The sequence below is a fragment of the Actinomycetospora flava genome, from assembly GCF_037400335.1.
Lineage (GTDB): Bacteria > Actinomycetota > Actinomycetes > Mycobacteriales > Pseudonocardiaceae > Actinomycetospora > Actinomycetospora flava.
The window spans coordinates 52465-73991 of the sequence record NZ_JBBEGM010000005.1 but is presented as its reverse complement, the minus strand read 5'-3'; the positions used below and the strand labels follow the sequence as shown (position 1 = coordinate 73991).

At 74.5% G+C, this 21527-nt stretch carries 17 protein-coding genes; 6 read left to right on the top strand and 11 right to left on the bottom strand.

The features are described 5' to 3' along the window. Window positions 1-9: 9 nt before the first annotated feature. The 4 genes from rsmA to metG all read right to left on the bottom strand — a co-directional run bounded on the left by rsmA (window position 10) and on the right by metG (window position 5455). Window positions 10-912, bottom strand: coding sequence for a 16S rRNA (adenine(1518)-N(6)/adenine(1519)-N(6))-dimethyltransferase RsmA (gene rsmA / locus WCD58_RS13915; RefSeq protein WP_337703640.1), 903 nt, complete (start codon window positions 910-912; stop codon window positions 10-12). Between the two features lie 22 nt (window positions 913-934). Beyond that, window positions 935-2470, bottom strand: a complete 1536-nt coding sequence (locus WCD58_RS13910) for a resuscitation-promoting factor (RefSeq protein WP_337703639.1) — start codon at window positions 2468-2470, stop codon at window positions 935-937. 278 nt (window positions 2471-2748) lie between these two features. Further along, on the bottom strand, window positions 2749-3639 hold the full coding sequence (locus WCD58_RS13905; protein WP_337703908.1) for a TatD family hydrolase: 891 nt from the start codon (window positions 3637-3639) through the stop codon (window positions 2749-2751). 16 nt (window positions 3640-3655) lie between these two features. Further along, window positions 3656-5455 (bottom strand): methionine--tRNA ligase, encoded by a 1800-nt coding sequence (gene metG, locus WCD58_RS13900; RefSeq protein ID WP_337703638.1) that lies wholly within the window; start codon window positions 5453-5455, stop codon window positions 3656-3658. An 86-nt stretch (window positions 5456-5541) separates the two neighbouring features. On the opposite strand from metG, the gene WCD58_RS13895 reads away from it, so the two are divergent. Continuing rightward, complete coding sequence (locus tag WCD58_RS13895; protein WP_337703637.1) at window positions 5542-6507, top strand: helix-turn-helix transcriptional regulator; 966 nt, start codon at window positions 5542-5544, stop codon at window positions 6505-6507. Here WCD58_RS13895 and WCD58_RS13890 read toward each other — a convergent pair. From WCD58_RS13890 to WCD58_RS13880, 3 genes are all read right to left on the bottom strand, one after another. Then, window positions 6501-7622 carry a histone deacetylase-like amidohydrolase gene (locus WCD58_RS13890; protein ID WP_337703636.1) on the bottom strand — a complete coding sequence of 374 codons (1122 nt, stop codon included), beginning with the start codon at window positions 7620-7622 and terminating at the stop codon, window positions 6501-6503. The genes WCD58_RS13895 and WCD58_RS13890 overlap by 7 nt on opposite strands. Before the next feature lie 69 nt (window positions 7623-7691). Then, a complete protein-coding gene (upp, locus tag WCD58_RS13885; RefSeq protein WP_337703635.1) occupies window positions 7692-8321 on the bottom strand; it encodes a uracil phosphoribosyltransferase in 630 nt (209 codons plus the stop codon). Then, window positions 8314-9234 carry a haloalkane dehalogenase gene (locus tag WCD58_RS13880; protein WP_337703634.1) on the bottom strand — a complete coding sequence of 307 codons (921 nt, stop codon included), beginning with the start codon at window positions 9232-9234 and terminating at the stop codon, window positions 8314-8316. Before WCD58_RS13880 ends, upp begins: the two co-directional genes overlap by 8 nt. A gap of 124 nt (window positions 9235-9358) precedes the next feature. On the opposite strand from WCD58_RS13880, the gene WCD58_RS13875 reads away from it, so the two are divergent. From WCD58_RS13875 to WCD58_RS13860, 4 genes are all read left to right on the top strand, one after another. Then, on the top strand, window positions 9359-10711 hold the full coding sequence (locus WCD58_RS13875; protein WP_337703633.1) for a SatS C-terminal domain-containing protein: 1353 nt from the start codon (window positions 9359-9361) through the stop codon (window positions 10709-10711). A gap of 149 nt (window positions 10712-10860) precedes the next feature. Further along, window positions 10861-11913 (top strand): PA containing protein, encoded by a 1053-nt coding sequence (locus WCD58_RS13870; protein WP_337703632.1) that lies wholly within the window; start codon window positions 10861-10863, stop codon window positions 11911-11913. 217 nt (window positions 11914-12130) lie between these two features. Then, a complete protein-coding gene (locus WCD58_RS13865) occupies window positions 12131-13342 on the top strand; it encodes a D-alanyl-D-alanine carboxypeptidase family protein (RefSeq protein ID WP_337703631.1) in 1212 nt (403 codons plus the stop codon). A gap of 16 nt (window positions 13343-13358) precedes the next feature. Next, on the top strand, window positions 13359-14858 hold the full coding sequence (locus tag WCD58_RS13860) for an AMP-binding protein (protein ID WP_337703630.1): 1500 nt from the start codon (window positions 13359-13361) through the stop codon (window positions 14856-14858). A 12-nt stretch (window positions 14859-14870) separates the two neighbouring features. On the opposite strand, the gene WCD58_RS13855 is transcribed toward WCD58_RS13860, so the two are convergent. Then, a complete protein-coding gene (locus tag WCD58_RS13855; RefSeq protein ID WP_337703629.1) occupies window positions 14871-16391 on the bottom strand; it encodes a flavin-containing monooxygenase in 1521 nt (506 codons plus the stop codon). 11 nt (window positions 16392-16402) lie between these two features. Further along, window positions 16403-17347: a LipP1 family hormone-sensitive lipase gene (lipP1, locus tag WCD58_RS13850; RefSeq protein WP_337703628.1), complete on the bottom strand. Its 945-nt coding sequence runs from the start codon at window positions 17345-17347 to the stop codon at window positions 16403-16405. Between the two features lie 232 nt (window positions 17348-17579). Here lipP1 and WCD58_RS13845 point away from each other — a divergent pair, with 232 nt between their 5' ends. Next, window positions 17580-18848: a PucR family transcriptional regulator gene (locus WCD58_RS13845; protein WP_337703627.1), complete on the top strand. Its 1269-nt coding sequence runs from the start codon at window positions 17580-17582 to the stop codon at window positions 18846-18848. Window positions 18849-18875: 27 nt separating this feature from the next. Here WCD58_RS13845 and yhjD read toward each other — a convergent pair whose 3' ends face one another. After that, window positions 18876-19934: an inner membrane protein YhjD gene (gene yhjD / locus WCD58_RS13840; RefSeq protein ID WP_337703626.1), complete on the bottom strand. Its 1059-nt coding sequence runs from the start codon at window positions 19932-19934 to the stop codon at window positions 18876-18878. A gap of 98 nt (window positions 19935-20032) precedes the next feature. Continuing rightward, entirely contained in the window at window positions 20033-21505 is a 1473-nt protein-coding gene (locus WCD58_RS13835) for a flavin-containing monooxygenase (RefSeq protein ID WP_337703625.1), read from the bottom strand. Between the last annotated feature and the right edge of the window lie 22 nt (window positions 21506-21527).

Genomic DNA, 21527 nt, shown 5'->3' with positions numbered 1-21527 from the left:
CGTTCGCGCTCAGGGCGTCAGGGCGTCCGGCTCCGCCTGCGCGCGAGCGCGGGCGATGGCGACGAAGGACGCCACGTCCAGCGACTCCCCCCGCGCGCCCGGGTCGACGCCGGCGGCCCGCAGCACGGCCTCGGCCGCGGGCGCCGACCCCGCCCAGCCCGCGAGCGCGGCCCGCAGGGACTTGCGGCGCTGCGCGAACGCGGCGTCGACGACGGCGAAGACCTCGGCGCGGTCGACGTCGGCGGGCGCCGGATCGATCGCGGGGTCGTGGCGCGTGAAGGCGACGAGCCCCGAGTCCACGCCGGGGACCGGCCAGAACACCGCGCGCGGCACCGGCCCGGCCCGGCGCGCGTCGGCGTACCAGGCGAGCTTGACCGACGGCGATCCGTAGGCCTTCTCGCCGGGGCGCGCGGCCAGGCGCTCCGCGACCTCGGACTGGACCATCACCAGCCCCCGGCGCAGGCCCGGGAGCACCGCGAGCAGGTGCAGCACGACGGGCACCGCGACGTTGTAGGGCAGGTTCGCGACGAGGACGTCCGGCGCCGGCGCGAGGTCGCCGGGTGTCAGATCGTGAGGGGCGATCCGCAGCGCGTCGGCGGTGACGACGCGCAGGTCACGCCCGGGCGCGCGCTCCGCCGCCGTCGCCGGCAGCCGCCCGGCGAGCACCGGGTCGATCTCCACGGCCACCACGCCCGCGGCGGCCTCGAGCAGCGGCAGCGTCAGCGAACCGAGCCCGGGGCCGACCTCGAGCACCACGTCGTCCGGGCCCACCCCCGCGAGGCGGACGATGCGGCGCACGGTGTTGGCGTCGTGGACGAAGTTCTGTCCCAGCCGCTTCGTCGGGCGCAGGTCCAGCTCCGCCGCGAGACCCCGCACGTCGGCAGGGCCGAGCAGGCGGACCGGTTCCGTCACAGGGGCCAGTCTGCCCGCGGGACTACTTCTTCCCGCAGACCGGCCAGGCGCCGTAGCCGCCGCGGTCGGCGCGGACGCGCTCGGCGACGGCGATCTGCTCCTCGCGGCTGGCCTGGTGCGGCAGCGAGGCGTACTGCCCGCCGCCGTAGGCGCGCCACGTCTGGCGGTCGAACTGCAGGCCGCCGTAGTAGCCGTTGCCGGAGTTGATCGACCAGTTGCCGGTCGACTCGCAGCGGGCGATGCGGTCCCACTTGCCGCCGTTGCTCACGGCGGGCGCCGTCGCCTTCGGCTTGGTGCCGCGGTGGATCACGCCGCCGACCGGCTGGCGCGTCACCTGCGACTCGCCGACCTGCGTGCGGCCGGTCTCCGCGCCGTTGGTGGCGTTGACCGTCCAGGTGACGATCTCCTCGCCGGCCTGGCCGGCCTCCTCGACGCGGGTCTCGCCCTGCTCGAGGTCCGGGTCGTCGACGGTGCGCATGGGCGGCGCGACCGGACGGGTCTCGGTGACCTGGTTGACCGTGTTGCGGGTGACGGTGATCGTCGAACCGTTGGCGATCCCGTCGCCGCCCGCGAGCACGTCGGTCGGGCTGAGCGCCAGGCCGTTCTGCGCGAGCATCTCGGGGCCGTTGAGCGCGGTCGTGGTGACCTGGCGCGGGGCGGCGCCGCCGTCGATGAGCGTGACCGTCTTCGGGGTCCGCACGTCGAGGTTCATCCCGTTGACCGGGATGTTGGCGTTCATCGGCGCCGAGCTGGCGAGACCGTCGACGGGGAGGCCGAGCTGCGCCAGCGCGTCCGACACGGTGCGCGCCGTCGTCTGGAACGTCTGCGGGCGCCCGTCGACCATCAGCGCGACGTCGCGCGAGCGGTTGATGACGAGGTGGTCGCCGTCGTTGACCTCGGCGTTCGGCCCCGGGGCGAGCTGGTCGCCCGGGCCGATCTCGATGTCGCCGCTGTCGAGGGCGCCGGCGACGTCCCCGGAGAAGGTGTGCACGACCTGGTCGACGCCGTCGACCGTGACCGTGACCTCCTTGTCCAGCGCGACCGCGGTGCTGCCGCCCGCCGCGACCGCGAGCAGGGCGACGGCGACGCCGCCCTTGACCGCGTTGGACCGGCGCCTCGTGTCGGGCGCCAGGCGGTCCGGGTCGTCGAACGAGGTCAGGCCGGCGGGGGCGGCGGCCGTGAGGTCGCCGTGCGGGTCCGCGTCCTCGGCCGCCTGCTGCTCGCCGGTGAACGACTCGAGGTCGTTCCACTCGTCGAGGTCGGTGAGGGCGATCGGTCCGCTCGCGCCGTGCGCGTCCTGGACCGGCAGCGGGCCGGTGATGTCGTCGAACCAGGCCGGCGCCTGGCTGTCGAAGCCCCGGGTGCCGTACGCGGTGTCGTAGCCGAACTCGTGGGCGGCGTCGTAGCCGTAGTCCGACGCGTGGTCGGACGTGTAGGCGTCCTGCCCGTACCCGTACCCGTACGTGCCGTAGGGGTCGTGACCGATGACCGGCAGCCCGGCGGTGTCGGTCTCGCCGTCGTATCCGGCGCGGCCGCGGGTCGTGGTGTCCGCGCTCATCGAGCGTCCGTCGCGGGGAGCGAGGTGATCAGGCGGTGCACAGGCACAGGGGAGTCCACTTCGTCCGTACATCCGGGCAGGAACCGCGCCCTGGGAGACCGTCACGACCTCGTGCCGTTCTCCCTGTGCTTTCGGACCTGGGGAAGTCCTCCGTCACGCGGGCCTCGGGGGTGGTTCCATCCCGGCGAGTCACAGCACGGTAACGAGTTGGGTGTCGCCAGCATCAAGCCGACACGACCGTGTTGCGCCGAACGGCACGCCGACGACGACGAGCGTGGTTACTCGGCGCTCTCTCGTGCGACGGAGCGTGAAGGTTGAGGCTGTTCGGCGAGACCGAAGGCCCGTCGGGCGTTGTCGGCGCTGGTCTCGGCCAGCCGCTCCGCGGGCTCGTCACGCAGCTCCGCGAGCGCGCGCACCGTGTGGGGGACCACGTAGGGCTCGTTCGGCCGACCGCGGTACGGATGCGGAGTCAGGAACGGGGCGTCGGTCTCGACGAGGACGAGCCCGGCGGGCATCCAGGCCGCCGCTCGTCGCAGGTCGGCCGCGTTCGCGTTGCGGAACGTCGCGGTGCCCGAGAGCGAGGCGTACCAGCCCTCGTCGGCGCAGCGGCGCGCGAGCTCGGGCCCGCCGGAGAAGCAGTGGAAGACCGTCGTCGGCGGCGCGCCCTCGGCGGACAGGACGTCGAGGATCGCGTCGTGGGCGTCGCGGTCGTGCACCACCAGCGGCAGGCCGGTGCGCTTGGCGAGGTCGATGTGCCACGCGAAGGCCTCGCGCTGCACGGCGAGCGGGGCGCAGTCCTCGCGCCGCGTGGTCCAGTAGTCGTCCATCCCGGACTCGCCGACCGCGACGACGCGCGGCAGCGCGGTCAGCGCCTCGATCTCGCGCCGCGCGTCGTCGGTGAGGTCGTTCGAGCGCGTCGGGTGCAGGCCCACCGCCGCGAACACCCGCGGGTCGCTGTCGGCCGCCCACGCCGCCCACCGGGCGGAGTCGAGGTCGTCGGCGGTCGTGACCATCGCCGTGACCCCGGCCTGCGTGGCGCGGTCGAGGACCTGCGCGAGGACCTCGGGCTCGGTCGCCCCGCAGGCGTCGAGGTGGGTGTGGGCGTCGACCACCCCGTGCGCGAGGGGCTCGGGGACGGGGGGCGGGACCCTATCGGCGTGCTGTTTCATCTGGTCCGACTTGCCGCTACTCACCGGTCTGGATCGGCGCCCACGTCGGGCCGGTCTCGCCCAGCGACGGGTCGAGCTTGGCGAACAGCGGGGTCGGGCGCTCCAGCGGCCGCCCCACGGGGATCGGCGTCGACGCCCAGCGCGCCTGCTCGGACGCGTAGTCGCCGGTGAGCACCGAGTGGCTCGTGCCCAGCTCCCCGGAGGTGCCGGCGTCCTCGCGGTGCGGCTGCTCCGCCCACACGCCGGTGCCGCCGAGGGCCTCGTGCACCTTCTGCGCCGCGTGCGGCAGGAACGGCGTGAGCAGGGTGTTCGCGTCCTGCACGACCTGCAGCGCGGTGTGCAGGATCGTGTCGCGGCGCGCCGGGTCGTCCTTGCGCTTCCACGGCTCCTGGTGGCTCAGGTACGCGTTGGCCTCGCCGACCACCCGCATCGCCTCGGAGATCGCCTGCTTGAACCGCGAACGGGCCAGGTGGGCGCCGACGGTCTCGAACGCCGCCCGGGACTGCGCCAGGAGCGCGTCGTCGGCCGGGTCCGGGGACGTCGGCTCCGGCACCGCGCCGACGTTCTTCGCCGCCAGCGACACCGAGCGGTTGACGAGGTTGCCCCACTCGTTGGCGAGCTCGAAGTTGGTGCGGCGCACGAACTCGTCCCAGGTGAAGTCGGTGTCCTGGTTCTCCGGGCCCGCCACCGAGATGAAGTAGCGCAGCGCGTCCGGCCCGAACTCGCGCAGGAAGTCTCCGACATAGATGACGGTGCCGCGGCTGGTGGAGAACTTCGACCCGCTCATCGTCAGGAACTCGGAGCTGACGACCTCGGTGGGCAGGTTGAGCCGGCCGAACGCGCCGACCTCGCCGCCGCGGTCGCCCTCGCCGTTGTGGCCGAGCAGGATCGCGGGCCACATCACCGAGTGGAAGGTGATGTTGTCCTTGCCCATGAAGTAGAAGGACCGGGCGTCCGGGTCGCACCACCACTGCTTCCAGGCGTCCGGGTCGCCCGTGCGCTGCGCCCACTCCACCGACGCCGACAGGTAGCCGATGACGGCGTCGAACCAGACGTAGAAGCGCTTCATCGGGGCGTCGTGCCAGCCGTCGAGCGGGATGCGCACGCCCCAGTCGAGGTCGCGGCTGATCGCGCGGGGCTTGAGGTCCTCGGCGAGGCGGCGGCTGAAATTCAGGACGTTCGGCCGCCAGTGGGTCCGGGTGTCCAGCCAGGAGGTGAGCGACTTCGAGAACGCCGGCAGGTCGAACAGCAGGTGCTCGGTCTCGACGAACTGCGGGGTCTCGCCGTTGATCCGGCTGCGCGGGTTGATGAGGTCGGCGGGGTCGAGCTGGTTGCCGCAGTTGTCGCACTGGTCGCCGCGCGCGCTCGGGTAGCCGCAGATCGGGCAGGTGCCCTCGATGTAGCGGTCGGGCAGCGTCCGGCCGGTGGACGGGCTGATCGCGCCGAGCGTCTTCTCGGTGCTGACGTAGCCGTTGTGCCAGAGCGCCGTGAAGAGGTCCTGGGTGACGCGGTGGTGGTTGTCGGTGCTCGTGCGCGTGAACAGGTCGTAGGACAGGCCGAGCCCGACGAGGTCGTCCTGGATCACCCGCGAATACCGGTCGACGAGCTCGCGGGGCGTCGTGCCCTCCGCGTCGGCCTGCACCTGGATCGGCGTGCCGTGCTCGTCGGTGCCGGAGACCATGAGCACCCGGTTGCCGACCATCCGCTGGTAGCGCGAGAAGACGTCGGAGGGCACACCGAAGCCGGACACGTGGCCGATGTGCCGCGGACCGTTGGCGTACGGCCACGCCACGGCGGTCAGCACGGGGATGCTCATGTGTCCATTCTCCTCACCCCTGCCACCGGGCTCCCGGCGGCGCCGACCGGTGACGCGGACGGCGAGTTCTCCTAGCCTGCGAGGGTGTGAGCCACACCACCGAGCAGGCGACGAGCACCGCGCTCGACCTGCTGCGGGCTGCGGGTGGCGCCGGCACGGCGGAGTGCCGGCTCGGGGACGCCGTGCTCGACGTCCTGCACGAGGACCCGGCGGTCTGCGCCTCGGCCTGGGACGTGGTCGAGCCCCTCGGCGGGCGGGTGCGCACGGTGCGCGCCCGCGGCTACCGGTCGACGGTCTCGGCCTTCCTGCGGTCGCCGGCCTTCCTGGCCGACGACGAGGGCTACCGGCTGCTGCGTGAGCAGCCCGACCACCCGGCCCGCGGCTGGAGCGACGTGGACGGCTACGAGACCGGGCCGTCGGTCACCCGCGTGTTCCGCCCGGGCGGCTACACCGGCGGCGCCACCGTCCGTCTCACCACGCCGGACGGCCGCTACGTCGGCAACGTGCACCTGTCGACGGCGGGCGGGTGCGCGCCGGGCACGCGCCTGGTGGCCGCCCTCAACGTCGCCGCGGGGACCCTGGCGACGCTGCTGGACCCGTCACGGCGGCTCGACGCGGTGGCCGACGGGATCGCCGACGGGGCCACCGCGGCGCTCCTGGGGACCGGCGGTGACGTCGTCCCCCTGCCCGGCCGCGCCGCGCCGGCCCCGGCACTGCTCGCGGCGGCGGCGACCGCGGGACCGGGCGACCACCGCGCGCTGCTCGACGGGCGCTGGCACCGCGTCCGTCTCGTCGCGGTGGGCGCCGGGGTGCTGGTCCTGGTGACCGAGGAGGCCCTGCCCGCCGGTGTCAGCGCCCGCGAGCTCGACGTGCTGACCCTCGTCGCGCAGGGCCTCACCAACCGCGCCACGGCACGGCGCCTCGGGATCGCCGAGCGGACCGTGGCCCACCACCTCGAGCGCGTGACGGCGCGGCTCGGCGCGACCTCCCGGGCCGCCGTCGCCGCCCTGGCCGTGTCCGAGGGTCTGCGGCGGCTGCCGGCCAGTCAGTGATCCGGGGCCGGCTGGGGCGCCGGGACCTCCGCCACCAGGGGCACCAGCCCGTCCACGACGTCCTTCTGGTGCGGGGCGAGGTCCTGCCCGGCCATCGCGGAGAGGAAGTCGAGGAACGGGTCGTCGGCCTCGGTGCGGATGCCGCTGAGCTCCTCGAACACCGCCAGCCCGCAGAACGGCACGTAGCCCGCGGAGTAGCCGCCCTCGTGCACGCCGAGGAGCCGCCCGCCCGCCACCGAGCCGGCGACGTCGAGCATCCGGCGGGTGAGCCGGCGGTAGCCCTCGCTGTGCAGCATCTGGCGGCCCAGCGGGTCGAGGGCGCTCGAGTCGAACCCGGACGCCACGAACACGAACTCGGGGCGGAACCGCTCGAGCGCGGGCACCACGACCTCGTCGAACGCGTACTCGTAGCCGGCGGTCCCGGTGCCGGGCGGCAGCGGGACGTTGATGTTGCTGCCGTGCCCGGCGCCCCCGCCGCGCTCGTCGGCGTAGCCCGACTCGTGCGGGTAGTAGCCGTCCTGGTGCAGGGAGATCGTCAGCACCGACGGGTCCTCCCAGAACGCCTGCTGCGTCCCGTTGCCGTGGTGGACGTCCCAGTCGACGACGGCGATCCGCCCCAGCCCCGCCGCCTGCAGGTGCCGCGCCGCGACGGCCACGTTGCCGAACATGCAGAAGCCGCGGCCGCGGTCCCGCTCGGCGTGGTGGCCGGGCGGGCGGGTGATGGCGTAGGCGTTGTCGACGACCCGGTCGCGCACGGCCTCGGCGGCGGCGATGACGCCGCCCGCGGCGAGCGCCGCGATCTCGAAGCCGCCGCCCGCGAACGGCGTGAGCTCCCCCGCGTCGCCGCCGTTGTCGTCGGAGAGCGCCTTCATCCTGTCCACGTACTCGCGGTCGTGGACCCGGCAGAGCTCCTCGACCGTCGCCTCCCGCGGCTCGAGCCACTGCAGCTGCGCCGACAGCCCCGTCGCGTCGAGCAGGTTCTTGAGCCGCCGCTTCGTCCGCGGGTTCTCGGCGTGCTCGTCGGGCTCCAGCCACCCGCCCGACGGGATGAACACGCTCGCGTGCCGCGTGTCCCACCACATGTACTTCTCGTGCCACAGCGCTCCGGTCGTCATGGATCGAGCGCACCGCACGGCGCGCCCGGGATCCATGGGCCGTTCTGCCCATTGCCGCCCACGGGCCCCCTACGGCATGGCCCCGAACTGCCGGTCCCCCGCGTCGCCGAGCCCCGGGACGATGTAACCGTGCTCGTTGAGACGCTCGTCGAGGGCAGCGGTGTAGACCGGCACGTCGGGGTGGGTCGCGGCCAGGTGGTCGACGCCCTCCGGGGCCGCCAGCAGGCACACGGCGGCGACGTCGTCGGCACCGCGGGCCTTGAGCAGGTCGATCGTGTAGGCCATCGAGCCGCCGGTGGCGAGCATCGGGTCGAGCACGAACACCGGGATACCGGCGAGGCTCCCGGGCAGCGACTCCATGTACGGCGTCGGCTGCAGCGTCTGCTCGTCGCGCGCCACGCCGACGAACCCCATCACCGCCCCGGGCACCTGGGCGTGCGCCGCCTCGGCCATGCCCAGCCCGGCCCGCAGCACCGGCACGAGCACCGGCGGGTTCGCGAGCACCGCGCCCGTCGTCGCCGCCACCGGCGTGCGGATCTCCCACGGCGCCGTCGCCGCGTCGCGCATCGCCTCGTAGACGACCATCGCGGTCAGCTCGCGCACCGCGGCCCGGAAGGTCGGGCGGTCGGTGGACGCGTCGCGCAGCGTGGTCATCCGGACGTCGACGAGCGGGTGGCGGACGACGCGGGGATCAGCCATGGCCGGGGAGGCTAGCGACGAACGCCGCGATCACGCGGCCCAGCGCGTCGCCCGCGTCCTCCTGCAGGAAGTGCCCGGCGTCCGCGATCACCGGGTGGTCGAGGCCTGCCGCGCCGGGGACGTGCTCGCGCAGCACCGGGCCCATCGACGCGGTGATCGGGTCGGAGTCGGAGAACGCGGTGAGGAACGGGCGCCCATAGCGCCCGAGCGCCTCCCACGCCGTGCGGTTGGGGCCGTTCTCCGGGTCGTCGGGGCGGGTCGGCACGAGCAGGGGCATCGCCCGCGGGCCCGCCGTGAACGTCTCGTCGGGGAAGGGGGCGTCGTAGGCGGCCCGGTCGTCCGGCGCGAGCCCGCGGGCGCAGCCGGAGGCGACGAGGCGCCCGACGTCGAGGTGCTCGGCCTTCTCCACCGCCCGGCGGAACCGCCACCACACCGCAGGCATGTCGACGTCGCCGGTCGGCAGGCCGGTGTTCGCGGCGACCACCCCCGCCCAGCGGTCCGGCTCGGCGGCCACCAGGCGCAGCCCGATCAGCCCGCCCCAGTCCTGGCCGACCAGCACGGCGTCGCGCAGCCCGAGCGCGTCGACGGCCTGCGTGGTCCAGGCGACGTGGCGGGCGTAGCTGTGGTCGGCGATCCGTGCGGGCTTGTCGGAGCGCCCGAAGCCGACCATGTCGATCGCGACGGCCCGCAGGCCCGCCGCGACCAGGGCCTCGATCACGTGGCGGTACAGGAAGCTCCACGACGGCTCGCCGTGCAGCAGGAGGACGGCGGGCGCGTCCTCGGGACCGGCCGCGTAGGTGGCGACGCGGACGGGCCCGCCGCCGTCGGGGTCGTCGACCTCGACGTAGCGCGGCGCGAGCGCGAAGCCCGGGAGGTCGTCGAACCGGTCGTCCGGGGTGCGGCGGAGGTCCATGGGCGAGAGCCTGTCAGTCCACGGGGAGACGCGAGCGTGGATCCTTGCCGGTACGGGCAGGTGACGATCGCTCTCATAGGGTGCGCCGCGCACCCCCCACCCAGGCTCGCGGAGGCCGCTCGGCATGGCGCAGGACATCATCCCGATCACGTTGGCGCTGACGGCCGGCGACCTCGTCACGCTCTGGGCCCCGCGGTGGCGCCAGGACGGCGAGGAGTGGGAGGCCTTCCTCGGCGACGACGAGGCCCTCTTCGCCTTCGGCGACGCCGCCGACCTCGCGGCGTGGGTCGCGACCGCCGAGGAGTCCGGCCAGGAGCACGACCTCGCCGACCACCCCGCGTGGCCCGTCGTCGTCAAGCTCTCGGTGGACGAGCTGACCCCGGAGGACGTGCAGCGCTACGACGTCGTCGGGGTGCCGGAGCTGGTCGCGGGCGACCCCGACACGTGGACCCTCGACGACCTGGCCGAGGTCGCCGCGATGTGCCGCTCGCTCGCCGACGTCTGCGACCTCGAGGTCGTGCACGAGGTGCTCGACGCGACGCCGGCCTTCGCCGCGCTGACCGCCGGCCCGACCGCGTTCGCCGGCCGCGACGGCCAGGCCCTGTGGGCCGAGCTGGCCGAGGTCGTCGACGAGCGCTGGGACGAGGTCGTCGACGCGCTCGACGCGATGGTGAGCACCCCCGAGGTCGACGAGGAGCTCGCCGCCCGGCTGCGGGCGACGGCGACGCCGAAGGAGACCGCCGACCCCGCCGAGGGCGAGGAGGCGGCTCCGGCCGAGAACGCCGACGGCGACCCGGAGGACCCGGAGGCCGTCGCCTCCGACCCGCGGGACGCGGTCGACGACGCGCCCGAGGAGCTGCGCGAGGACACCGCGGGCGAGTCGCTGCGCAGCGACCTCGTCGACGCCGCCGAGGAGCCCGAGGAGAGCTTCTGGGAGGAGGTCGGCATCGACCCCATCGCGATCACGACCTCCGAGGGCGAGGTCATCACCCTGCGCTGCTACCTCGACGACGAGCCGGTGTTCCTCGGCCGCGGCGGGACCATCGAGACCTTCGGCTCGTCGCGCGCGCTGCGCACGTGGATCGCGAACGACGGCGCCGACGGCCACGACCTCGCGGACGTCGCCACCTGGGACGAGGTGGTCGGCGCGGCGACCGGGGGCGACCTGGAGATCGAGGTCGCGCCGGAGAACCGCTACGTGCTCACCGGCATCGCCGACGACATCACCGAGGGTCCCGACGTCGTCGACGCCGAGCAGCTCGAGCTCGCCGTCGAGCTCGTCACCGACGCCGCCGACTGGGCGAACGACAGCCGCACCCGCGAGGCGCTGGCGCCGTCGGAGAGCCTCGGCTGGCTCGTGTCGTTCGTCGTGCGCCCCGACCCGACGCGCCTCACGCCCTCCGCGCCCTTCGACCGCGAGGCCGCCGCGTGGCGCGGTCTCGAGGACCGTTTCCTGGGACGCCTGCGCCGGCACTGAAGCCCAGCGCCCTCGTGGTGCGCATGTGGCGGACACCCGCGCGCATGTGCATCACCCGGATGGGGTGGCGACTCGGGGGGTGTTTACGCTTCGGCCCCGCCGAGTCCGACCGTCCCCGGGGCCGGAACCGTCGCAGAGAGTTGGGCGCCGTGATCGACAACAGCCAGACCATGTCCTTCGACCGCATGCGCAGCATGCTGGTGCGGGCGGCCGAGGTCCGGGACAGCGAGCAGCAGCAGATCTTCGACTCGCTGGATGAGATCCACGGCCGCCTCGCGGCCCTCGACACCCTCGGCGCGATGCGCAAGCGCCTCTCGGACGTGCCCGACCGCACCGAGATGAGCGTGCTCGCCGAGCGGCTCGACGAGACCGTCGCCAAGCTCGACGCCCAGGACTCCTCGGTCTCCTCGCTCGCCCGGCTGGTCGAGGGGCTCGTCGACCGCGTCGCCGACCGCCTCGCCACCCCGTTCGCCCAGCTCGACGGCCGGCTCGACGGCGTCAGCGGCCGCTTCGAGGGCGTCGCCGGCCGCATGGACGGGCTCGAGGACCGCATCGCCGGCCTGCACAAGCGCCTCGACGACCTCGACAACCGCCTCGACCGCCACGAGATGCGCCTCGACGGGCTGCCCGCCGCGGTCACGGGGCCGGTGCGCGAGCGCGTCGACGCCGTCGACTCCTCGCTGCGCGACCGCCTCGACGACCTCGCCCGCGGCGTCTCCGAGGAGATCACCGGCACCCGCGAGGCGGCGCGCACCGACGCGAACACCACGCGCACCGAGACGACGAACCAGGTCGGCGAGCTGACCGCGCGCCTCGAGTCGCTGACCAGCAGGCTCGACCAGGTCGGCACCCGCCTCGACGGCGTCGAGACCGGCCTGAACGACCGGGTCGGCGCGCTGTCGACGTCGGTCGAGAACGGGCTGGACCGTCTCGACGGCACCCTGGTCAGCCGCCCCGACCACGAAGCCGTCGTCGCCCTCGTCCGCCAGGCCAACGAGGAGTCCGAGCGCCGCAACGCCGGCCACCTCGACGAAGCCATGGCCACCTTCGCCGAGATCATCCTCGGCCCCGGCGGCGGCTCCTCCGGCTCGATGCCCGCGCCGCGCCCGACCCAGCGCCGCGGCAGCCGCAAGCCCGCGACCCGCGAGACGCAGAACAACGGCGCGGAGCTCCCCACCGAGAACATCAGCGCCGACGACTGAGTCCTCGCTCGCCGGGTGGGGTTGAGCGAGGGTCACCCTGATTGCGCCTGACGCAGCGAGGGCGTCCCTCGCTCCACTCCTGGCGCGCGCCGGCGGGTGAGCGAGGGTGACCCCGGCTGCGTGGGACGCAGCGAAGGCGTCCCTCGCTCCACGACCCGGTGCCCCGTGCGGCCCGTCGGTCCTCGCGAGAGCGGCCCCGGCGTCTAGGGTCGCCCCGGTGCGTTCCCGACGGCGCCTCGCGACGGTGACGGTGCTCCTCGCGCTCACCCTGTGCGCCCTGCCCGGGGCGGCGGTCGCGCAGCCGGCGCTCCCCGCCGGCGCGGCGTGCCCCTTCGGCACCGCGCCCGGCCCCCCGGTCGACGAGTCCGAGGTCCCGCAGCCCGGCCAGCCCGAGCCCGCGCCGCTCCCGGTGCCCGACCCGCCCGTCGGCGGCGCGGCGATGGGCGACTGCGGCGACGTCGTCCCCGCCGGCGCGCCCGCCGCGCCCGCGGTCGGCGTCGTCTCCTACGTGCTCGCCGACCTCGACTCCGGGCAGGTCCTCGCCGCCCGCAACGCCCACGCGCGCCTGCGCCCGGCGTCGCTGATGAAGACGATGACCGGCCTGCTGGTCGCCCGCCGGCTGCCCCTCGACGAGACCGTCGTCGGGACCCAGGAGGACGCCGACCAGGAGGGCACGCGGGTCGGCATGGGGCCTGGCGGGCAGTACACGATCCGCCAGGTCTTCGACTCGATGATGATGGCGTCGGGCAACGACGCCGCCCACGCGCTGGCGGTGCGGCTGACGGGCAGCGTCCCCGCCACCGTCGACCTCATGAACAGCACGGCCCGCGAGCTCGGTGCGCTCGACACGCGCGCGGCCACGCCGTCCGGGCTCGACGGCCCGGGGATGCAGACCTCCGCCTACGACCTCGCGTCGATCTTCCGCGTCGCCATGCGCGAGGCCCCGTTCGCCCAGGCCGTCGCCACCACGCGCATCCCGTTCCCCGGCTGGGGCACGAACCCGCCGTTCGAGGTCGTCAACGACAACAAGCTCCTGACCACCGGCTACGAGGGCTACCTCGGCGGGAAGACCGGGTTCACCGACGACGCCCGGCACACGTTCATCGGCGCCGCCGAGCGCAACGGCCGGCGGCTCGTCGTCGTGCTCATGCGCGGCGAGCAGCGACCCACCCCGATGTACGAGCAGGCGGCCGCGCTGCTCGACCACGGCTTCGCGCTCCCCGAGCTGCGCGGCGTCGGCACCCTCACCGACGGGCCCGCCGAGGGGTCCGGCCCGCAGGTCAGCGTCGTCCCCGAGCCGACCGGCGGCGACGACGCCCCCGTCCCGCCCGAGTCCGGGGCCACGTCGTCGTGGGGCACGCCGCTGCTGCTCCTGGCGGTCGTCGCCGGGGTCGGCGGCCTGGTCGCCCTGCGCTCCGGGCGCCGCTGAGCGGAGGATCGGGGACATGGTCGAGGCGGTCGAGGCGGTCGAGGCGGTCGAGTCCCTGGGCGCAGCGTTCACCCGCATGGCACGCGAGCACCCCGACCGGCCCGCGGTCACGGACGACGACTCGACGTGGAGCCGGGCCGACCTCGAGGCCCACGCCAACCGCTGGGCCCACGACCTCGCCGCCCGCGGCGTCCACCCCGGCGACTTCGTCTCGATCGCGCTGCCCAACGTCGCCGAGCACTACGCGCTGACGCTCGCCGCGTGGAAGCTCGGCGCGGTCCCGCAGCCGCTGTCGCACAAGCTCTCGGACGCCGAGCTCGCCGCCGTGCTCGACGTGGTGCGCCCGCCCGTCGTCGCCGGCCTCGCCCCGGGCACCGACACCTCCGTCGTCCCGCCCGGCACCACCGCGCTCCCGTTCGGCCACCGGCCCGGGGGACCCGACACCCCGCCGCCGCCCGCCCCCGCGCCGCCGGCCTGGAAGGCGCCGACCTCGGGCGGCTCGACCGGCCGTCCGAAGGTGATCGTCGCCGCCGAGCCCGGCACGGTCGACATCGTCGCGTCGCGCGCCGCGGTGTACCGGATCGAGCCGGACGGGACGTTCCTGTGCACGGCGCCGCTGTTCCACAACGCGCCGTACCTGTTCTCGCTGCTCGGGCTGATGCTGGGCAACCACGTGGTGCTCATGGGCCGGTTCGACGCGGCCCGCGCGCTGGCGCTCGCGCAGGAGCACGCCGCCACCTGGATCTACGCGGTGCCGACGATGATGGGGCGGATGCTCCGGGTGGCGGGAGACGGAGCGCAGCGGAACTCGACCCATCGAGAACGGCTGCCCGACCTCCCCGCCCTGCGCACCCTGTTCCACATCGGCGCCCCGTGCCCGCCCGCGGTGAAGCGCGCGGTCATCGACTGGCTCGGCCCCGACCGGGTGCTCGAGGGCTACGCCGGCACCGAGGCGCAGGCCCGCACGTCGATCACCGGCCGCGAGTGGCTCGAGCACCCCGGCTCCGTCGGCCGCGTGACCGGCGGCGAGATCGAGGCGCGCACGCTCGACGGGGAGCGGCGGTGCGCCGTCGGCGAGGTCGGCGAGCTGTGGCTGCGCCCGGAGCCCGGGCGCACGACCTACCGCTACATCGGCGCCGAGGCGCGCTCGCGGCCCGGCGGCTGGGAGTCCCTCGGCGACATGGGCTCGTTCGACGCCGACGGCTACCTCCACCTCGCCGACCGCGCCGCCGACATGATCGTCGTCGGCGGCCAGAACGTGTACCCGGCGGAGATCGAGGCGGCGATCCTCGAGCACCCCGCCGTTATGTCGGCCGTCGTCGTGCCGGCCCCCGACGACGACCTCGGCTCGGTGCCGCACGCCGTGGTGCAGACCGGGCACGACGTCACCGACGCCGACCTGGACGCCCACGTCGCCGCGCGGCTGTCCCCGGCCAAGCGGCCACGGGCGTGGCGGCGCTCGGCCGGGGCGCTGCGCGACGACGCGGGCAAGGTCCGGCGCTCGTCGTACCGGTGACTATCGTGACTACTACCGGTACTGCAGGGACCCGTCGTCGAGGTCGGCGGCGGGCAGGGTGTGCCGTTCCTCCGCGTACTCGTGCATGTGCGTCCACGGCACGCGGTCGCCCTGCTTGAACATCTTGTCCTGGCTGCGCATGACGTAGCCGGAGTTGAAGTTCTCCGGGTCCGACCACGGACGGATCTCCATGTCCGCGTCCTCGTCCCGCAGGGTCGGGGTGACCGAGCGGGCGCCCCGGCTCTCCATCGTCGCCAGCAGCCGGCAGATCAGGTCGCTGACGAGGTCGGCCCGCAGCGTCCAGCTGTGCCGGAAGTACCCGAAGACGTAGGCCATGTTCGGGATGCCGGAGATCATGATCCCGCGCCAGGTGATCTGCCGCGAGACGTCCACGGGCTCGCCGTCGACGGCGAACGGGATGTCGCCGAGGGCGCTGAGGTTGAACCCCGTCGCCGAGACGACGATGTCGGCCTCGAGCTCCTGGCCCGACGAGGTCCGGATGCCGGTCTCGGTGAAGGTGTCGATGGTGTCGGTGACCACCGAGGCCCGTCCCTCGCTGATCGCGGTGAAGATGTCCCCGTCGGGCACCACCGCGATCCGCTGCTGCCACGGGCGGTAGCCCGGGTTGAAGTCCTTCTCGACGTCGTAGCCCTCGGGCAGGTAGGGCCGCATCTCGTCGAGGAGCCAGGTCCGCGCCTCCTCCGGGGTCTCCTGGCACATCCGGGTCAGCTCGTTGAACTGCTCGATGTAGGCGCGGCGGAGGATCTCGTGGGTCCAGTCCTCCGGGATGTCGAGCGCGCGCAGCTGGACGGCGAGCTCGTGGGTCTTCGGCACCGCGGCGACGAACGTCGGCGTGCGCTGCAGCATCGTCACGTGGGCGGCCTTCTCGGCCATCGCCGGGACGACCGTCGCCGCCGTCGCGCCGCTGCCGATGACGACGACGCGCTTGCCCTCCCAGTCGAGGTCCTCGGGCCACGTCTGGGGGTGGGCGACGACGCCACCGTTGGCCGAGTAGCGCTCCATCCCCGGCCACTCCGGCCGGTAGGGGTCCTGGTGGTTGTAGTAGCCCTGGCACATCCACAGGAACCCGCAGGTCATCTGCAGCGTCTCGCCCGTGTCCTCGCGGTGGACGTCGACCGTCCACTGCTGCTCGGCCGACGACCAGCTCGCCCCGGTCACCGTGTGCCGGTAGCGGATCGCCGCCTTGAGGTCGTCCTCCTCGATGACCTCGTCGAGGTAGGTGGTGATCTCCTCCGAGGTCGCGATCGACGGACCCCGCCACGGCTTGTGGGCGTAGCCGTAGGTGAACAGGTCGGAGTCCGAGCGGGCGCCCGGGAAGCGGTGGGTCCACCACGTCCCGCCCCGTCCGGGCAGCTTCTCGAGGATGGCGAACGTCTTCTCGGGGAAGCGTTCGCGCAGGTGGTGGCCGGCGTCGATGCCGGAGACGCCCGCGCCGATGACGAGGACGTCGACGTGCTCGATGCCGTCGCCCCGGTCGGAGCGCGTGGTCGGGCTGGTCTCGGTGATGGTCACGATGGCCTCCTCTAGGCGGCGACGGTGCGGCTCAGCGCCGGGCGCATGACGGCGACGGCGTCGTCGACCATCCGGGCCGCGGACGGCGTCGCGCCGAGCGTCCAGAAGAAGCCGTGGATCATGCCGTCGTAGCGCTGCGCGGTGACGCTGTTCCCGGCGTCGGCGAGCTTGCGGGCGTAGGACTCGCCCTCGTCGCGCAGCGGGTCGTACTCGGCGGTGGCGACGAACGCCGGGGGCAGCCCCGCGAGGTCGGTCGCGCGCCCGGGGAACGTGTACGGGTCGTCGGCCGGGTCGGTCGCGCCGAGGTAGTGCGCCCAGAACCACTGCATGGTCGCGCGCCCGAGCAGGTAGCCCTCGCCGTTGTCGGTGATCGAGGGGCTGGTCCAGTCGAAGTCGACGACCGGGTAGATCAGCAGCTGGAACGCGATCGCCGGGCCGCCCCGGTCGCGCGCCGCGAGGCTGACCGCGGCGGCGAGGTGACCGCCCGCGGAGTCGCCGCCGACGGCGAGGCGCGACGCGTCGACGCCGAGCTCGTCGGCGTGCTCGGCGACCCACGCGGTGGCCGCGTAGCAGTCGTCGAACGCGGCGGGCTGCACGTGCTCGGGGGCGAGGCGGTAGTCGACCGACACCACGGTGATGTCGGCGGCGTTGGCGAGCTGCCGGCAGGGCCGGTCGACGGTCTCGATGTCGCCGATCACCCAGCCGCCGCCGTGGAAGTAGACGAGCACCCCGCCGGAGCCGCCGCCGTGCGGCACGTAGATGCGGGCAGGGATGTCGCCGGCCGGGCCGGGGATCGCGCGGTCGGAGACGGTACCGACCTCCTCCGCCGGGGGCTGCAGGTCGACGAAGGCCCCGGCGGCCATGCGGGCCTGCGGGACGGTCATGCACTCGATCGGCGGCATGCCTTGTTCGACCAGCGCGTCGAGGAGTGCCTGCGCCTCGGGGTGGACGGCCATGGAGGGCTCCCGGGAGGTCGGGGAAGGGGTCCCGCCGAGCGTGATGCAGCGCACAGGAACGTCGCTTGTGCACCGGGGACGAACGCTCCCCTCCGCCTTGTCCCTGCGAGGTCACCGTCGACGTGCCACGGCCGGGCGTCGCCGCGAGTGCTGGTCGTCACACCCGGCGGCGGCTACGGTCGCTGGACGGGGGTCGGCGCTGGTGCACTCGGGTGGTGATCGAGGGGTGGTGATGATCGAGCCCTCCCCCACCCCGGAGGACGCGGTCGGCACGGTCGCCGACGTCGCCGCGGCGCTCGCCCCGCACCGCGCCGAGGTCAGCGCGTCGATCACCGACGTGCTCGCCACCCGCATCGACGATCTGCGCGGCGACCCCGCGCTGCTCGACCTCCTCGCCGCGAGCGTCGAGGGCAACGTCGAGACGATCCTGCACGTGCTGCGGCACGACCTCGACCCGCGCGACGTCGAGCCCCCCGCCGCGGCGATGGCCTACGCGCGGCGCCTGGCCCAGCGCGAGGTGCCCGTCAACGCCCTCGTGCGGGCCTACCGCGTCGGCCAGTCGCACCTCATGGAGTGGGCGTTCGCCGAGGCCGCGCGCCGGCCCGGCGAGGCGGCCGCGGCGGCGTCGCAGCGGATCGTGCTGGTGGTCATGGACTACGTCGACCACGTCACCCAGCACGTCATCGGCGCCTACGAGGCCGAGCGCGAGCACTGGCGCCAGGGACGGCACGCCCTCCGCCTCGCGCGCGTGCGCGACGTCCTCGCCGGGCGGACCCCCGCCGATCCCGACGAGCAGCTGGCCGTCGAGACCACGCTCGCCTACCGGCTGGCGCCGGTGCACCTGGGGCTCGTGGTCTGGCTCGACGAGCCGCCCGCGGACATCGACCTCGCGGGGCTGGAACGGGTCGCGCTGGACCTCGGGGTCGCGCTCGACGCGGTCGGGCGGCCGCTGGTGGTGCCGTGGGACGCCGGGAGTGCCTGGGTCTGGGTGACGCGCCGCGACGACGACGCCCCGTCCCGCGACGCCCTCGCCCGCGCGGTGGCCCGGCACGGCCCGGGCGTGCACATCGCCTGCGGGGCGCCGCTGGCCGGTGTGCCCGGGTTCCGCACCACCCACGACCAGGCGCGGCGGGCGCGGGAGGTCGCGCTCGCGTCGGGCACCGGCGCGCCCGCGGTGACGCTGTTCGACGAGGTGGGAGCCGTCGCGCTGCTGTGCGCCGACCGCGAGGGCGCGCGGGCGTGGGTGCGCCGCGTCCTCGGGCCGCTCGCCGATCCCGAGCCCGGCGTCGGGCGCCTGCGCGAGACGCTGCGGGTGTTCCTCGCGACCGGCGGTAGCCTCGCCGTCGCGGCCCGGCGCCTGCAGGTGCACCGCAACACCGTCAAGTACCGCGTCGCCCGCGCCCACGAGGTGCGCGGACGGCCGCTGGGCGACGACCGCCTCGACGTCGAGCTCGCGCTGCTGGCGTGCGCGTGGCTGGGCCCGCCGGCGACGGCGGACTGAGACCTCGTCGTCGACCTCGTCGTCGACCTACTCGTCGCGCCCGCGGCGCCGGGTGCCCAGGTTCAGGCCGAGCACGCCGAGGATGGCGCCCGCCCCGAGCAGCCCCGCCGCGGCCCGCGGACCGGGCGTGCGCCCGACCGTCACCGCGGGCCGGACGATCACCGGGGCCGGCTCGGGGAGCTCCTCGCGCTCGTTCTCCTTGAGCGTGGCGGCCCAGGCGGTGACGAACAGGATGAACCGCGAGACGAAGTTGGCGAAAACCAGCAGACCGATGATCGGGCCGAAGGCGGCGCCGGCGGGCGAGCTGGTCACGCTGCTGATGTAGACGGTCATGATCTGCTGCAGGATCACGAACCCGACGGCGGCGAGCAGGGCCGCCCGGGCCGCCGAGCGCAGCGTCACCGGCTCGCGGGGCAGGCGGGCGATGACCCAGAGGAACACCAGCCAGTTCGCGGCGATGGTGATGACGATCCCGGCGATCACGAACAGGACGTGCGCCCAGCCGGCGTCGCCGAGACCGAGGAAGTCGAGGATGGTGTTCGACAGTCCGGTGGCGACCGCGGTGACGGCGAACGAGAGCCCGAAGGCGAGGCCGAGGCCGACCATGGCGAGCAGGTCGCTGCCGTAGCGCCGGACGATCGACGGCGGCTCGCCGCGCTGGTCCCACTGCTCGGAGAGGGCCTCGCGCAGGTTGCTCATCCAGCCGAGCCCGGAGAACAGGGCGCCGAGCAGACCGATGATGCCGACCGCGTTGCGCTGCGCGATCGCCTGGTCGATGACCGAGTTGAGCAGGTCGCCGAGGCCGGGCGGGACGGCGGCGGTGATGCTGTTCTGGATCTCGAGGAGCAGCGCCTCGTTGTTCGCGAGCACGAACGCGGCCGCCGCGAAGGCCACCATGAGCAGCGGGACGAGCGCGAGGATCGAGAAGAAGGTGATCGCCGCGGCGTAGTGGTCCCCGTGCTTCTCGGTGTACCGCGTCGCGGCCTTGACGAGGTGGTCGAGCCACGGGTACTTCGCGCGCAGCTTCTCCAGCTGCGTCGGCTCGGTCGACCCGTTGTCCGTGTCGGTCGTGCTGGCGCTCGTCATGCTGGCGCGTTCCTCTCGCGGTCCCCGACTTCTCCGCGGACCTGCCTCCGGCCCGCGTGGGACGTAGCTACCCCGAGTGGCGGCCGGTCACTCGCCGGTCACGCGCCGCCCACGCGCGGTGGCTGTCCGTAGGGCCGCGGGTCGAATGTCCCGTTGCGCGCGCGGAACGACCGGGCGGTGCCGGGCCACAGCAGGGTGAGGCGCCCGCTGCTCTCGTCGACGTACCAGCTGCGGCAGCCGCCCTGCAGCCAGACGGTGTCCGCGCTCATCGCGTCGATCTCGCGGGTGTAGGCCTCCTCGGCCTCGGCGGTGACCTCGAGGGGCCTGCCCGCTGTCGCGGCGAGGTGGTCCAGCGCGCCGAGGACGTGGTCGATCTGCGCCTCGATCATGTAGACGGCGGAGTTGTGCCCGAGGCTCGCGTTGGGCCCGTTGAGCACGAACATGTTGGGGAAGCCGTGCACCGCGGTGGAGGCGTGCGCGGTCATCCCGTCGGCCCAGCGGTCGGCGAGCAGACCGTGCCGACCCTCGATGCGCTGGGCGAACGGCAGCCGCGTGGTCCAGAAGCCGGTGGCGAGCACGAGCGCGTCGAGCGGGTGGTGCGCCCCCGACGCGGCGACCGCCGTCGTCTTCTCGACGCGCTCCAGCGCGCTCGGCTCGAGGGTGACGTCGTCGCGCCCGAGCGCCGGGTAGAGGTCGTCGGAGATGACGATGCGCTTGCAGCCGATCTCGTAGTCCGGGCGCAGGCGGGCGCGCAGGCGCGGGTCGGGCACCTGGTCGGTGAGGTGGGCGAGCGCGCGGTCGCGCAGCCGGTCGATGTCGGGGCGGACGCGCCGGCGCGCCCCGATGGCGCCCTCGGCCTCCTCGAACAGCTCCTCGCGCAGGGCCCGCTCGGCGGCGGGGTCGAGCGCGAACGCCCGGCGCTCCTCGTCGGTGTAGGCACGGTCGCCGCGCGGCACCACCCAGGGCGGGGTGCGCTGGAAGACGACGAGGTGGGCGGCGGTGCCGGCGAGCGCGGGCACGATCTGCGCGGCCGAGGCGCCGGTGCCGACGACGCCGACACGGCGCCCGGCCAGCGCGGCGGCGCCGTCCCAGCGCGCGGAGTGGAAGACGGGGCCGTCGAAGTCGGACAGGCCGGGGATCTCGGGGATGCGCGGCTCGGACAGGCGCCCCGCGGCCACCACGAGCACGCGGGCGCGGTAGGTCCCCGACGACGTCGCGATCCGCCACCGCGCGCCGTCCCAGCGGGCCCGCTGCATCTCGGTGCCGAGGCGCAGGTGCGGGTCGAGGCCCTCGTCGCGGGCGGACTCGCGCAGGTAGTCGTGGATCTCGCCGCCCGGCGCGAACACCCGCGACCAGTCGGGCTTGGGGCGGAACGAGAACGAGTAGAGGTGGCTCGGCACGTCGCAGGCGACGCCCGGGTAGCGGTTGTCGCGCCACGTCCCGCCCACGCCGTGCGCACGCTCGAGCAGCACGAACGACTCGCGCCGGCGGCGGGCGAGCCGCACGCCCAGGCCGATCCCGGCGAACCCGGCACCGACCACGGCGACGTCGACGTCGACCGGTGCGGTCACCGCGACCCGCCGTGATCAGCCA

Bases quoted from the DNA above. Each gene is read 5' to 3' on its own strand.
- WCD58_RS13905 (WP_337703908.1), bottom strand. From the start codon at position 3,639: ATGAAACAGCACGCCGATAGGGTCCCGCCCCCCGTCCCCGAGCCCCTC.
- upp (WP_337703635.1), bottom strand. From the start codon at position 8,321: ATGGCTGATCCCCGCGTCGTCCGCCACCCGCTCGTCGACGTCCGGATG.
- WCD58_RS13890 (WP_337703636.1), bottom strand. From the start codon at position 7,622: ATGACGACCGGAGCGCTGTGGCACGAGAAGTACATGTGGTGGGACACG.
- yhjD (WP_337703626.1), bottom strand. From the start codon at position 19,934: ATGACGAGCGCCAGCACGACCGACACGGACAACGGGTCGACCGAGCCG.
- lipP1 (WP_337703628.1), bottom strand. From the start codon at position 17,347: ATGGCCGTCCACCCCGAGGCGCAGGCACTCCTCGACGCGCTGGTCGAA.
- WCD58_RS13880 (WP_337703634.1), bottom strand. From the start codon at position 9,234: ATGGACCTCCGCCGCACCCCGGACGACCGGTTCGACGACCTCCCGGGC.
- WCD58_RS13875 (WP_337703633.1), top strand. From the start codon at position 9,359: ATGGCGCAGGACATCATCCCGATCACGTTGGCGCTGACGGCCGGCGAC.
- metG (WP_337703638.1), bottom strand. From the start codon at position 5,455: ATGAGCATCCCCGTGCTGACCGCCGTGGCGTGGCCGTACGCCAACGGT.
- WCD58_RS13910 (WP_337703639.1), bottom strand. From the start codon at position 2,470: ATGAGCGCGGACACCACGACCCGCGGCCGCGCCGGATACGACGGCGAG.
- WCD58_RS13845 (WP_337703627.1), top strand. From the start codon at position 17,580: ATGATCGAGCCCTCCCCCACCCCGGAGGACGCGGTCGGCACGGTCGCC.
- WCD58_RS13860 (WP_337703630.1), top strand. From the start codon at position 13,359: ATGGTCGAGGCGGTCGAGGCGGTCGAGGCGGTCGAGTCCCTGGGCGCA.